The organism is Arthrobacter wenxiniae (assembly GCF_013376105.1).
Taxonomy (GTDB): domain Bacteria; phylum Actinomycetota; class Actinomycetes; order Actinomycetales; family Micrococcaceae; genus Specibacter; species Specibacter wenxiniae.
The window spans coordinates 61,192-73,537 of sequence record NZ_JAAMFM010000022.1 but is presented as its reverse complement, the minus strand read 5'-3'; the positions used below and the strand labels follow the sequence as shown (position 1 = coordinate 73,537).

Sequence of the window (12,346 nt, the reverse complement as noted above, 5' to 3'; positions counted from 1 at the left end):
TGGGACGCCTCCTACTTCAGGTAGTCGGCGAACTCCTTTTCAAAGTACTGGCGCGGGCGGGCGCCGATGACGGTGCTCTTCACCTCGCCCCCCTGGAACAGGTAGATCGCGGGAATGGAGGTAATCCCGTACTTTGCCGAGATGGCCGGGTTGGCGTCGACGTCGACCTTGACGACGTCAACCTTTTCAGCGTAGTCAGCCGCGATCTCGTCGAGGATCGGTCCCACCATGCGGCAGGGACCGCACCATTCCGCCCAGAAGTCGACGATGACGGGCTTGTCTGCATTGAGGACGGCGTCCGTAAACGTTGCGTCGGTTGCGCTCTTTGCGTTGCTCATGGCAATCTACTTTCTGTTAGGAATCCTGCTCGGCCAGGTAGTGCTCCACGTCCAGGGCGGCAACGCAGCCTGACCCGGACGCCGTGATGGCCTGCCGGTAGGTGGGGTCCACGACGTCGCCCGCGGCGAACACGCCGGGAATGGACGTCTTGGACGAGCGGCCCTCCACGGCGATGGTGCCGGCCGGGGTCAGGTCCAGGATGTCCCTGACCAGGTCCACGCGGGGATCGTTGCCTATGGCAACGAACACGCCGGTGACGGCGAGGTTGGACTTCTCGCCGGTGACCAGGTTCTCCAGGGTGACGCCGCTCACCTTGGCCTCGCCTTCGATGCTCGCCACCTCGGAGTTCCAGGCGAACTTGATCTTGGGGTGGTTCAGCGCCCTGTCCTGCATGATCTTGGAGGCGCGCAGCGTGTCGCGGCGGTGGACCACTGTCACGGAGTCGGCGAACTTGGTCAGGAAGATGGCCTCTTCCATCGCGGAGTCACCGCCGCCGATGACGGCTATATCCTGGCCCTTGAAGAAGAAGCCGTCGCAGGTGGCACAGGAACTGACCCCATGGCCCACCAGGCGCTTCTCGCCCTCCACGCCGAGCTCGCGGTACGCCGAGCCGGTCGAGATGATGATGGAGCGGGCCTTGAATTCCTGGCCGTCGGCCAGGACCACGGTCTTGACCGGGCCGTCGAGCGAAAGGGAGGCAACGTCGTCGTACATGACCTCGGTGCCAAAGCGCTCCGCCTGCTTGCCGAAGTTCTCCATGAGGTCCGGGCCCATGATGCCGTCGGGGAAGCCGGGGAAGTTTTCGACGTCCGTGGTGTTCATGAGCTCGCCGCCGGCGGTGACGGAGCCGGCAATCATGAGCGGCTTGAGGTCGGCGCGGGCGGAGTAAATGGCGGCCGTGTAACCTGCCGGGCCGGAGCCGACGATGATGACGTCACGGACATCGCTGGCGGGGGTAGCTTGCGTGGTCACGGGTGCGTGTTCCTCTTCCTTCATGATTCAGCCCTGGGGCCGTTGGTGGTTCGTCTTGCACAACTTGAACGGGGATCGAAATATTCCGTTTGGGCCTCGCGGCACGGCCCCACGGCCCTACTTGACGCTGATCTCGGCGATCTTCAGCCCGAACGGGTACACCTTGAACGGCTGCAACCGCGGCAGCTGGGTGAAGTTGACTATGACGTACTTGGCCTTGACCCCGGAGGCCGCCTTCAGCATGAAGTCCGGGGCGCTGAAGGATCCGCTGCCAATCTTCCTGGCACCGTCAAGGGACGCCTTGCTGTTGGTGAAGATGTTGAATTGACCGCCGGAACCGGCAATCTGGTTGATGGTCACCGAACTGATGGTGGATTCCTGCTTTAGCTCAATGGCCAGGTCGATGCTGTCCGTGGCGCCGGCGAAGGTGTCATTGGAAAACTCCACCGTGGGCCAGTAGGTGCCCTTGTTGCCGTCAACGGCGTCCGGGAGGCGGGGCATGAACATGTCATTGAAGTGTGTCTGGCCGGGAAGGTAGTTGGTGATGTCCGTCAGCCGCGCGATGACCGGGGGAACCGCGGCCGGGGCCGGGACCGCGGACGTGGCCTGGGCGCCCGTGGACTGCTGCGCCGCCGAGGCGGTGGTCTTGTCGCCCTGGGCCACGGTCCCGCCGTTGAACAGGCCGCCGATGTGGGAGACGGCAAAGACCAGTGCGGCCACGATCAACACGGAAACGATGATGCCCGTCAGCCAGCGGCCGCCGGTGCGGGGGGCATTCCCGTCATCGGTGTCGTCGTCGGTGTCCTCCTCGGTGTCGTCGGCGGCTTCGCCGGCGTCCGTCTCGTAGCTGTCGCTGGCCGCGAGGGCGGCGGCCGGGAAGGTGCCGCCCTTCCTGGCCGCACCGCCGTCCCCGGAAGCGTCCTGGAGATCGTTGGTGGAGCCGTAGTCGTCGTCGCCCCACAGGGTGACCTTGGGCGTTGCCGTGGTTGCGGCGGCGGGGGCCGGTGCGGCGGCCGGGACCGGGCGTGGCCCGGCTGGCGTGGCGGGCACCGCGGCCGTGGGGGCCGGCGGTGCCGCGGGCTGGCCGGCCAGGGGGCGGACGGGTGCGCGCCTGACGGCAGGTGACGGACGGGCCGGCGTCAGGGGCGTGTCGTCCTCGTAGACATACGCAGCGGCCGCGGGGGCGGCATCGCGCGCCGAGCCAAATATCTCGGTGCCCAGGGTGTCGGTGAAGAATGGCTCCCGGTAGACCTCGGCGTCGTGCCCCTCGGCGGCAGGCTCGGAGGGGACCACGAGGTCCAGCAGATCTGCGGGCGAGGTCCTGGCGGCGATCAGGTAGGTGGAGTTCTCCTGGCTGCCCAGGTCAAGAATGGACACATTGGACACACGTTCGCCCGTGGCCACCTCGCGCGCACTTTGGGTCAGGTATTGTGAGTTCCCCACGGCGGACACCAGAATACTGACCGGTCGGTTCAGAACCTGGTCCAGCCCGTCCAGAATGACGTCGTCCTCGGCGGAAGCCAGAATGCGGCCGGTGACCTTGTAGCGCCCGCCAAGGATCGAGCCCACATCTATGGGTTGTGGCACCGAATCCTCCTTGAAAATCTTCATGGCGTCCCGAGCCGTGCGCGCGGGCCGTAATTGCACTGATTCTATAGGACGGGGCTGGAGTTTTACGCTGTTTGGCCCCGTTCCCGGGCACACAGCGGGCGCCAGGCTGCCCCGCGGCGGCGCCCGGGCCTAGCCTTGGGACGGCATCCGGGAACGGACCCTGGACAGGAGCGGCGCCACGACGTCGTCGAGTTCGTGGACGCGCAGGGCCTTCAGCATCACAAAATAGACCACCGCCATGGCGGACCCCACCACCGCCAGCGTCACCAGGGACGCCGAAATCGACGTCCACATGAAACCGTCCGGGGACGCGCTGCCAAAGGCCCGAAGCGCCGCCTCGCCGGCCACCCCGGCCACCAGCGCGGCTGCCAGGAAGCGCATGTAGACGCGCAGGATCAGGCCGCCGCCATAGTTGCCCAGGCGCCGCTTCAGGTAGTGGTGGCTGAGGAAGGGGCCGATGAAGTTGTTGAGCGTGTAGCTCACGGCCAGGCCGTAAATGATCAGCGGCGGGGGGAGCGCCGCGGACGCCAGGACCATGGTCACGCTGGTGGCCACCACCATGCACTGGATGACAAACGGCGTCCGGGCGTCCTCAAGGGCGTACAGCACGCGGTTGAGAATGAAATACACGCTGAAGAACGGTGCGCCGATGGCCAGGATCGCCAGGGTGATGGCGATCTGTCGCCCGGAAAGATCGCTGTTGCCGCCAAAGAGCATGCCCAGCGGCCCGGAGAGGACGATGAGCGCGATGCTGGCAAACACGGTGGCCACGCCGGTGGTACGCAGCGCCGCGGAGAGCGAGCTGCGCAGCCCGCTGAAGTCGTGGGCGGCGGCCGCCCGGGCCATGGCCGTGAACATGACCGTGGCAATGGACAGCGCAATGATGGAGTGCGGCATGATGTACAGCTCGGTGGCCCGGTTGAATTCGTAGATGCCGGGGACGCCGCTGCCGCCGGCGGCGCCGTTGGGCTTGCTGGCCGAGGAGATGGTGGCCACGCGCAGGACCACCAGGTAGCTCAGCTGGCCGATGATCATTGTGCCAACGGTCCAGCCCGCAATCTTGGCGGTGACGCCGAGGCCGGTGCCGCGCAGGCCGAACCTGGGGCGCAGCCTCAGGCCCAGCCGCTTGACCGGCATGAGCAGCACGAGCGATTGGACCACGATCCCCAACGTGGCGGTGCCCGCCAGCAGCAGGGTTTGGGTGGTGGTCCAATTGTCCACGGTGTGCTGGTGGGCCCGGGAACTGCCGGCCACCGCTATGAACACGAGCAGGCCGGCAATGGCCACCACATTGTTCGCCACGGGGGCCCAGGCGTAGACCCTGAACGCGTTGTGGGCGTTGAGGATCTGGCCCAGCAGCGAGTACAGCCCGTAAAAGAAGATCTGCGGCAGCAGGAACAGCCCAAACGTGATGGCCAGTTTCAGCTGCCCGCCGGAGAAGGACGTGAACGTCCCCATGATGGGGACCACCAGGGCCGTGACAATCACGGTCAGCGCCAACAGCCCGGCGACGCCCAGCGTGAGCAGCCGTGAGATGAATTCACTGCCCTTGTCCGGCAGCCTGCTGGCCTTCGCGATCTGCGGGATGAGGACGGCGTTGAAGACGCCGCCGGCCACCAGCAGGAAGATGATGTTGGGCAGGTAGTCGGAGCCTGTGAAGACGTCCGCCACCGTGGTGCCGGCAATCGCGATGCCCAGCACCACGCCCTTGACCAGGCCCAGGATGCGCGAAATCAGCGTGCCCACCGCCATGGAGGCGCTGGAGCGTGCCGTGGAGGCCCTGTCCGGGGCCACGTCCGGGGCTGGCCGGGCGCCGCGCACCTCCGCAAGCCGCCGGCCTGTTGCCCGGGCGCCGTCCCGGGCGGGCGCGTTCGACGGCGGAAAGGCGGGTTTGGCGGGGATTCTCACCCGTTGTTCGTTAGACATCGCTCCCCATCATCTCACCGGAGCCCGAAAAGACGCTGGCGGGACCCCGCGGGCCGGCCCCAGCCGGGCCGGGCTAAAAGTATGCGGGCAGCAGGTCCCGGGCCAGGTCGGTGATCCTGCGCTCGTTGGGAAAGGACAATTTCCGTCCCAGTTCGGCGAGGGGGACCCAGGCCACGTCCACGGCCTCGTGGTCGGGATCGTTCTCAATGGTCAGGAAACCGCCGGTGGCACGCAGCAGGAAGTGGTGCACGGTCTTGTGGACGCGGTGACCGCTGACGGTGAACCAGTAGTCGATGCTGCCCAGGGGCGCCAGGACGTCCCCGGCAATGCCGGTTTCCTCCTCAATTTCTCGCACCGCGGCCTCCGCGTAGCCTTCCTCGCCTTCGGGATGGCCCTTCGGCAGGCACCACTCAAGCCGGCCACCGCGGTTGATGCGGGCAATGATCGCAACCCGCAGGCCGCCGTCGTGCCTCTCCACCACCACGCCGCCGGCGGAGATTTCCTCCACCGTGGGCAGCTGGCTGGCGGCCACCGGAGCCGCGGACGCGGCCTGGGTGCCCAGTGCCGGTGGCAGTGGGCTCCTCTTCGGCGCGCGCGGCACGGGGTGGACCATGGAGTCCACTCTAGCTATCTTTGTGCGGGGATGATGACAGGGCGGGGATGCCTTTTGGGGGCTGTGGCGGGGAACCGCCGCCCGCCCGCGGCGGTGCTGCCAGCGCCGGATCCGGGTGCCCCGGACGTGCCTGAAGGGCGGGCCGCGGGAGGGGCAAAAAGTCTGGCATTCTTAAGTCACTATGCAGATGGCGCCAGATACCTCGAAACTAGACCCGGTGGTCCTTGAACTGGGGCACCTTTTTACCGACGCCGGTTATGAGCTCTCGCTGGTGGGCGGACCCGTCCGCGACCTCTTTCTGGGAAGGACCTCCCCGGACCTGGACTTCACCACCAACGCCACTCCCGACCAGATCCTTTCGGTGGCCAGGAAGTGGTCCGATTCGCACTGGGAAATGGGCCGCGACTTCGGCACCATCGGCTTCCGTAAGCGCAAGCGCAGCGGGGAGGTCCTCCTCATTGAGGTGACCACCTACCGGGCCGAGGCCTACGACCCCGAATCGCGCAAGCCCGCCGTCGCCTTTGGCGCGTCGCTGGAGGCGGACCTGGCGCGCCGGGACTTCACCATCAACGCCATGGCGCTGAGGCTGCCGTCCCTGGAGCTGGTGGATCCGCACGGGGGCGCCGCGGACCTCGCGGCCGGCATCCTGCGCACTCCGGGCACCCCCGAACAGTCCTTTTCCGACGACCCGCTGCGCATGATGCGCGCCGCCCGGTTTGCGTCCCAGCTGGGCCTTGAGGTCCACCCCGAGGTGCACCGGGCCATGGTGGGGATGGCCGGGCGCATCGGCATCATCTCCGCCGAACGCGTGCGGGACGAGCTGGTGAAGCTGGTTTGCGGCGCCCACCCGCGGGCCGGCGTGGACATCCTCGTGGAAACGGGCCTCGCCGAGCTGGTCCTGCCCGAGGTGCCGGCGCTGAAGCTGGAAACCGACGAGCACCACCGGCACAAGGACGTCTACCAGCACTCCCTGCAGGTCCTGGAGCAGGCCGCCGCGCTGGAGACCGGCCCGGAGGGTCCCGTGCCCGGCCCGGACTTCGTCCTGCGGTTCGCCGCGTTGATGCACGACGTCGGCAAGCCCAAGACCCGCCGTTTTGAGCCCGGGGGGGCCGTCAGCTTCCGCCACCACGACCTGGCCGGGGCCAAGCTGACGGCCAAGCGGATGAAGGCGCTGCGCTTTGACAACGACTCCATCAGGGCCGTCTGCCGGCTCGTGGAGCTGCACATGCGCTTTTACGGCTATGGCGACACCGGCTGGACCGACTCCGCCGTGCGGCGCTATGTGACCGACGCCGGACCCGTCCTGGAACGCCTGCACCGCCTGACGCGTTCCGATGTCACCACCCGCAACCAGCGCAAGGCGGACCGGCTGTCCTTTGCCTATGACGACCTGGAGCAGCGCATTGCCGTCCTGGCTGAGCGGGAAGAGTTGGACTCCATCCGCCCGGACCTGGACGGCGGGGCCATCATGGCCCTGCTGGGACTGAAGCCGGGGCCTGTGGTGGGCCGCGCCTACAAGTTTCTGCTGGAACAGCGCATGGAAAACGGCCCGCAGTCCGCCCAGGCGGCGGAAGCGGCCCTGCACGCCTGGTGGGCGGAGCAGCCGGAATCGCGTGCCGCCGAACCGGAGCCGCACGACCGTTAGCGCCGCACGCCCTTACAGAACAGGACCAACGCATGAGCAACGCCCCTTCAGTTGAACCGGCAGGCGCCACGCCGCTGACCCACATCCCGGTCCCCGGCGGGCCCAAGCTGTGGCTCCTGCGCCATGGGGAGACGGAATGGTCGCGCAGCGGGCAGTACACCGGCCTGACCGACCTGCCGCTGACCCCCGAGGGTGAGGACCAGGCCCGTTCCGCGCGTCCCGCCCTGGCGGGCACGGAATTTGACCTGGTGCTCACCTCGCCGCTGCAGCGCGCCCGCCGGACCGCGGAGCTTGCCGGCTTCCCGGACGCCCAGGTGGAGCCGAACGCCGTCGAATGGGACTACGGCGACTATGAAGGCATCAACAGCGCCGTCGTGCGGGCTGACAACCCCGGCTACCTGATCTGGGACAGCGGCGTGCCCCATGGCGAAACGCTGGAGCAGGTGGCCGCCCGGGCGGACACGATCGTGGCCCGCGTGCGCGCCCCGCTGCCCGACGGCACGCTGGCGGCCAATGTGCTGCTGGTGGCCCACGGGCACTTCCTGCGCGTCCTGTCGGCCCGCTGGCTGGGCCTGGCGCCCGGGGAGGGCCGGCACTTTGTGCTCGGCACGGCCAAGGTCTGCACGCTGGGCTGGGACAAGCGGACCCCGGCCGTGGAGCAGTGGGGGCTGTAGCGGCGCCCGTGTCCCTGTATTCGACGGGCACCCGCGTGCTGGCGGCCGCCGCCTGGGCCTTTTGCGCCTTCTTTGCCCTGAACCTGGTGCTGACCGGCACGGCGGCGGCCGTGTGGCACTTCCTGCCGTCCCTGGCGCTGGTGGCCTGGACCGTCCACCTCCTGCTCTGGCGCCCGCGCCTGGTGGTCCGGGCCGAAGGGCTCACGGTGGTCAACATCCTGCGCGAGCACCGCATCCCCTTCGGTGCCCTCAAGGCCGTCCGCGTGGCACAAAGCGTCAGCCTCGACACCACGGCGGGCCGGATTGCCAGCTGGGGCGCGCCCGGCGCGGGCAGGCTCGGGCCGAGGCTTGGCGGGCACGCCGGCGGGCATTCCGGCGGACGCCCGGGCAGCGGCAGGCGGGTCCCGGCGCCGTCCCACACCCAGGCGGCCGTGGACGCGGCTTGGAACGCCTGGGGGCGCTCCGCCCGGGACAGCGCTTTTACGGCCGGGGAGCACGACGCCGGCGCCCCGTCCCCGGACGGCGCCACGCAGGCGGTGGCGACGCGCTGGGACGTGCGCAACGGCGTCGTCGGTCTTGTGCTGCTGGCGCTGGTGGCCCTCGGCGCGGCCACGTAGGCGCTGCACGTGCGGAAGGCCGGGGGGTTGCGACGCGCGCAACCCCCCGGCCTTCCGCACAATCAGGTGCTGCTAGGCCTTCCAGCCCACCTTGGTCCAGTCGATCGACTGGAACTGGGCGGCGCCGTAGTTGACCAGGCCGTTGGTCACGGCGTAGGTGTTCGGCGTCGGCGTCAGCGGGATGACGGGCGTGTAGGCGAAGATGGCCTTGTCGATCTCCGCGGCCAGGGCGATCCGCTTGGCCGGGTCCAGTTCGGCGTTGGCCTTCTGCCACATGGCACCAAGCTTTTCATCGGTGATGCCGGTGAAGTTCTGGCCCGAGTCCACCGGGTAGAAGATGGACTCCGTTGAGGAAACCGGGAACGCGGTGCCGGACCAGGCGAAGCCGGTCATCTCAAAGTTGGACTTGAGCACGTAGTCGGAGAAGAACTTGTCCGAAGGAACGGTGTTGTTCTTCAGCGTGATGCCCACCGCCTGCAGGTTCGCCTGCAACTGCTTGAAGATCTGCTCGGACACCGGGTTGTTGGCGTCCAGCGTGTACGTCAGCTCAAGCTTCTTGCCGTCCTTGGCCTGGATGCCGTCGGACCCCTTGACGTAACCTGCCTCCTTGAGCAGGGCCTCGGACTTGGCAGTGTCAAAGCCGATCACGCCCGTGGCGTCATCCTGGTAGCCCTTCTGGCCGGGCATGTAAATGTAGTTGTTCATGCTCGTCACCGGCGCACCGATGGGGCTCAGGCGGCTGGCCGAGATGGTCTTTCGATCAATCGCACGGGCCACGGCCTGGCGGACCTTCACGTCCGCCAGCGGTCCCTTGGAACCGTTCAGCGTCACGTGGTTCCAGGTCAGGCCGCCTGTCTGTTGGACGGCGCCGTCGGCGCGCTTCTTGGCGGTGTCGTAGTTGTTCTTGTTGGTGCCGATGCTGAAGGCGTCCAGTTCCTTGTTTGCGTAGGCCTGGGCCAGCCCGTCGCGGGATACGACCTTCATGATGATCTTGTCCAGCTTCGGCTTCTCGCCCCACCACTTCGGGTTCGGCGTCAGGGTGACGACCTGGCCGTTGGTGTCCACCTTGGAGACCTTGAACGGTCCGTCGGAGGGCAGGGGCTTGGACTTGTAGCCTTCGTTGAACGCCTTCACGTCAGCGGCAATGGCTGCCGGCAGGATGCTGGCGGTGGCCATCCCGGCCGTGCTGCCGCCCAGGATGGAGGGCCAGTCCGCGTTCTTGTTCTTGAACGTGATCTTGAAGTTGTAGTCGGTGTCTTCCCTGGTGACCGATTCAATGTCCTTGTAGACGTTGTCGGACACCGTCTGGTAGGCCTTGTTGGCGCCGCTGCTCGCCTTGACCGTGGCGGCAAAGTCCTTGTAGGTGACGGGCGTGCCGTCCTCCCACACGGCCTTCGGGTTGAGCTTGACCTCCACCACCTGGGGGTCCTGGCTGACGAGTTTCACCTCGGACGCGTAGTCCGGGTTGACCTCCCAGCCGCCGTCGGCCGTGTTGACCACGGGCCCGCCGGTGGTGGGGTCCACCACCTGGCCCGTGGAGACGTTGTTGCCGTCGGCCTGCAGGGTGTTCCAGTTGTCCGGCAGCTGGTCGATGGCCAGGGTCAGCGTGCCGCCGTCCTTGACCGCGGCGTAGTCCGCCTTGGACCAGGCCACCGTGGGCAGCGTCGCCGTGTCCGCTGCGCCCTTGCTGTTGTCGACGTTGGGCTTGTTGCCGCCTCCGCCGCCTGCGCTGCAGCCGGTGACAGCCAGGGCCAGAGTCAGGACTCCGGCTCCCACCATCTTCTTGATGTGCTTCATTTCTTTCCTCCCTGATGGCCCCTGGCGGTGTTTGGTTATCCACCGGACCGTAGTGTTTTAGGTGCGTGATGATCGGTCATGAGGTCTAGGTGTTCCGCGTGGTGGCAGGCAACGGAGCTGCCCGCAACCTGGCGCCGCGCGGGATCGAGCGTACGGCATTTTTCCTGCCCCTCCGCGTCGATGAGCTGGTAGAGCGGGCAGCGGGCCCGGAAGTTGCAGCCGCTGATGTCCTCCGTGGGGCTGGGCAGCTCGCCTTCCAGGATGATGCGGCGGCGGGACCGCTCCAGCGCGGGGTCGGGCACGGGGACGGCCGAGAGCAGGGCGAGCGTGTACGGATGCCGGGGATTGTCGAAGATGTCCTCCGACGGGCCGCACTCCACAATCCGGCCCAGATACATGACGGCCACGGTGTCGGCGATCTGCCGGACCACGGCGAGGTCGTGCGCCACAAACAGGTAGGACAGGCCCAGCTTTTCCTGCAGGTCCTCCAGCAGGTTGATGACGCCCGCCTGGATGGAAACGTCCAGCGCCGAGACGGGCTCGTCCAGGACCAGGATCTTCGGATCCGTGACGAGTGCCCGGGCAATGCCGATGCGCTGGCGCTGCCCGCCGGAGAATTCGTGCGGGTAGCGCGACGCCATGGACGGGTCCAGCCCCACCAGCTCCAGCACCTCGCGGACCTTCGTCAACCGTTCCTTGGCCGGGACGCCGTGGACGGTGAGCGGCTCGGCCACGATGTCCTGGATGGGCAGACGGGGGTCCAGCGACGCCATGGGGTCCTGGAAGACCACCTGGATGTCGCGGCGCAGCCCACGGCGCTCCTTGCCGCCCATCGCCGCGACGTCCCTGCCGTTGACCGTGATCCGGCCGGCCTGCGGCCTGGCCAGCTCCAGGATCTCCATGATGGTGGTGGACTTGCCGCAGCCCGACTCACCCACCAGGCCAAGGGTCTGGCCGGACTTGAGGTCAAAGCTGACCCCGTCCACGGCCCGCACGGTGCCAATGGTGTGCTTGAAAACGGTGCCCCTGGTCAGCGGGAAGTGCCGCACCAGCCCGTCCACCCCCAGCACGCTTGCCGGGGCAACCTTGGCCCGCTCCTCCAGCGCAACCGGCTCGGGAACCGGGTAGAGCTTGGCGCGGTTGAGCGCGCCGGAGGCGATCTCCCCCACCCGCAGGCAGGCCGCGGCGTTGAGCTCGTTGCCGGCGATGGGTGTCAGCGGCGGTTCCGTGATGAGGCAGGCGTCGACGGCCACGGGGCAGCGCGGGGCAAAGGGGCAGCCGGGCCCCAGGTTGGCCAGCTGCGGCGGGCGGCCTTCCAGCGGCACCAGCCGGGTGTGCCCCGCCGTGGCCAGGCTGGGCATGGAGCGCAGCAGGCCGATGGTGTACGGCATGGACGGGGCGCGGAACACTTCCTCCACCGTGCCGGTCTCCACGATCCGGCCGGCGTACATGACGGCGATCCGGTCCGCGTTGCCCGCAACGACCCCGAGGTCGTGGGTGATCAGCACCACGGCGGCGCCGGTGAGGTCCTTGGCCTTTTGCAGCACCTCCAGGATCTGCGCCTGGATGGTGACGTCCAGCGCCGTCGTCGGTTCATCGGCGATGATCAGGCGGGGGTTGTTGGCGATCGCAATCGCGATCATGGCGCGCTGGCGCATGCCGCCGGAAAATTCGTGCGGGAACGCCTGCGCGCGGCGCTCCGGGTTCGGGATGCCCACCACCTTCAGCAGCTCCACGGCCCGGCCATTGGCGGCCAGTTTGGACAGTTTTTTGTCGTGCAGCTGCAGGGCCTCGGCGATTTGGGTGCCGATCGTGTACACCGGCGTCAGCGCCGAGAGCGGGTCCTGGAAGATGATGGAGATGCCCTCCCCGCGCAGCCTGGACAGCTCCCTGTCGCTGCGTCCCAGGAGGGACCGGCCCTCGAAGAGGATGTCGCCGCCGACCTGTGCGGACGACGGCAGCAGGCCCATCACGGCCAGTGAGGAGACGGACTTTCCCGAACCGGACTCGCCCACGATCCCCAGGAACTCGCCCTTGTCCACGTGGTAGTTGACGCCGCGCACCGCCGTGACCGCGCCGCCCGGCTGCGGGAACGTGACGCTGAGGTTGCGCACCTCGAGCAGGTGGCCGGCCGTGTCCGGCGGCGTGTCCC

The 12,346-nt window shown here is 67.9% G+C and carries 10 protein-coding genes; 3 read left to right on the top strand and 7 right to left on the bottom strand.

What is annotated here, in order from left to right:
* Window positions 1-11: 11 nt before the first annotated feature.
* The 5 genes from trxA to G6034_RS13885 all read right to left on the bottom strand — a co-directional run bounded on the left by trxA (window position 12) and on the right by G6034_RS13885 (window position 5,461).
* Complete coding sequence (gene trxA / locus G6034_RS13905; protein WP_176635704.1) at window positions 12-338, bottom strand: thioredoxin; 327 nt, start codon at window positions 336-338, stop codon at window positions 12-14.
* 16 nt (window positions 339-354) lie between these two features.
* Window positions 355-1,311 carry a thioredoxin-disulfide reductase gene (gene trxB, locus G6034_RS13900; RefSeq protein WP_343038059.1) on the bottom strand — a complete coding sequence of 319 codons (957 nt, stop codon included), beginning with the start codon at window positions 1,309-1,311 and terminating at the stop codon, window positions 355-357.
* 117 nt (window positions 1,312-1,428) lie between these two features.
* Window positions 1,429-2,898, bottom strand: coding sequence for an ABC transporter substrate-binding protein (locus G6034_RS13895; protein ID WP_176635702.1), 1,470 nt, complete (start codon window positions 2,896-2,898; stop codon window positions 1,429-1,431).
* A 153-nt stretch (window positions 2,899-3,051) separates the two neighbouring features.
* Complete coding sequence (murJ, locus tag G6034_RS13890; protein WP_176635701.1) at window positions 3,052-4,848, bottom strand: murein biosynthesis integral membrane protein MurJ; 1,797 nt, start codon at window positions 4,846-4,848, stop codon at window positions 3,052-3,054.
* Between the two features lie 73 nt (window positions 4,849-4,921).
* Window positions 4,922-5,461, bottom strand: coding sequence for an NUDIX hydrolase (locus tag G6034_RS13885; protein WP_176635709.1), 540 nt, complete (start codon window positions 5,459-5,461; stop codon window positions 4,922-4,924).
* 187 nt (window positions 5,462-5,648) lie between these two features.
* Here G6034_RS13885 and G6034_RS13880 point away from each other — a divergent pair, with 187 nt between their 5' ends.
* The 3 genes from G6034_RS13880 to G6034_RS13870 all read left to right on the top strand — a co-directional run bounded on the left by G6034_RS13880 (window position 5,649) and on the right by G6034_RS13870 (window position 8,397).
* Window positions 5,649-7,106 (top strand): CCA tRNA nucleotidyltransferase, encoded by a 1,458-nt coding sequence (locus G6034_RS13880; RefSeq protein ID WP_246295903.1) that lies wholly within the window; start codon window positions 5,649-5,651, stop codon window positions 7,104-7,106.
* Window positions 7,107-7,180: 74 nt separating this feature from the next.
* Window positions 7,181-7,780, top strand: a complete 600-nt coding sequence (locus tag G6034_RS13875) for a histidine phosphatase family protein (RefSeq protein WP_425485530.1) — start codon at window positions 7,181-7,183, stop codon at window positions 7,778-7,780.
* Between the two features lie 8 nt (window positions 7,781-7,788).
* Entirely contained in the window at window positions 7,789-8,397 is a 609-nt protein-coding gene (locus G6034_RS13870; RefSeq protein WP_218063922.1) for a PH domain-containing protein, read from the top strand.
* A 72-nt stretch (window positions 8,398-8,469) separates the two neighbouring features.
* On the opposite strand, the gene G6034_RS13865 is transcribed toward G6034_RS13870, so the two are convergent.
* Together G6034_RS13865 and G6034_RS13860 are read right to left on the bottom strand one after the other, a co-directional pair.
* On the bottom strand, window positions 8,470-10,194 hold the full coding sequence (locus G6034_RS13865; RefSeq protein WP_176635697.1) for an ABC transporter family substrate-binding protein: 1,725 nt from the start codon (window positions 10,192-10,194) through the stop codon (window positions 8,470-8,472).
* Window positions 10,195-10,229: 35 nt separating this feature from the next.
* A complete protein-coding gene (locus tag G6034_RS13860) occupies window positions 10,230-12,317 on the bottom strand; it encodes an ABC transporter ATP-binding protein (RefSeq protein ID WP_246295917.1) in 2,088 nt (695 codons plus the stop codon).
* Window positions 12,318-12,346 lie beyond the last annotated feature (29 nt).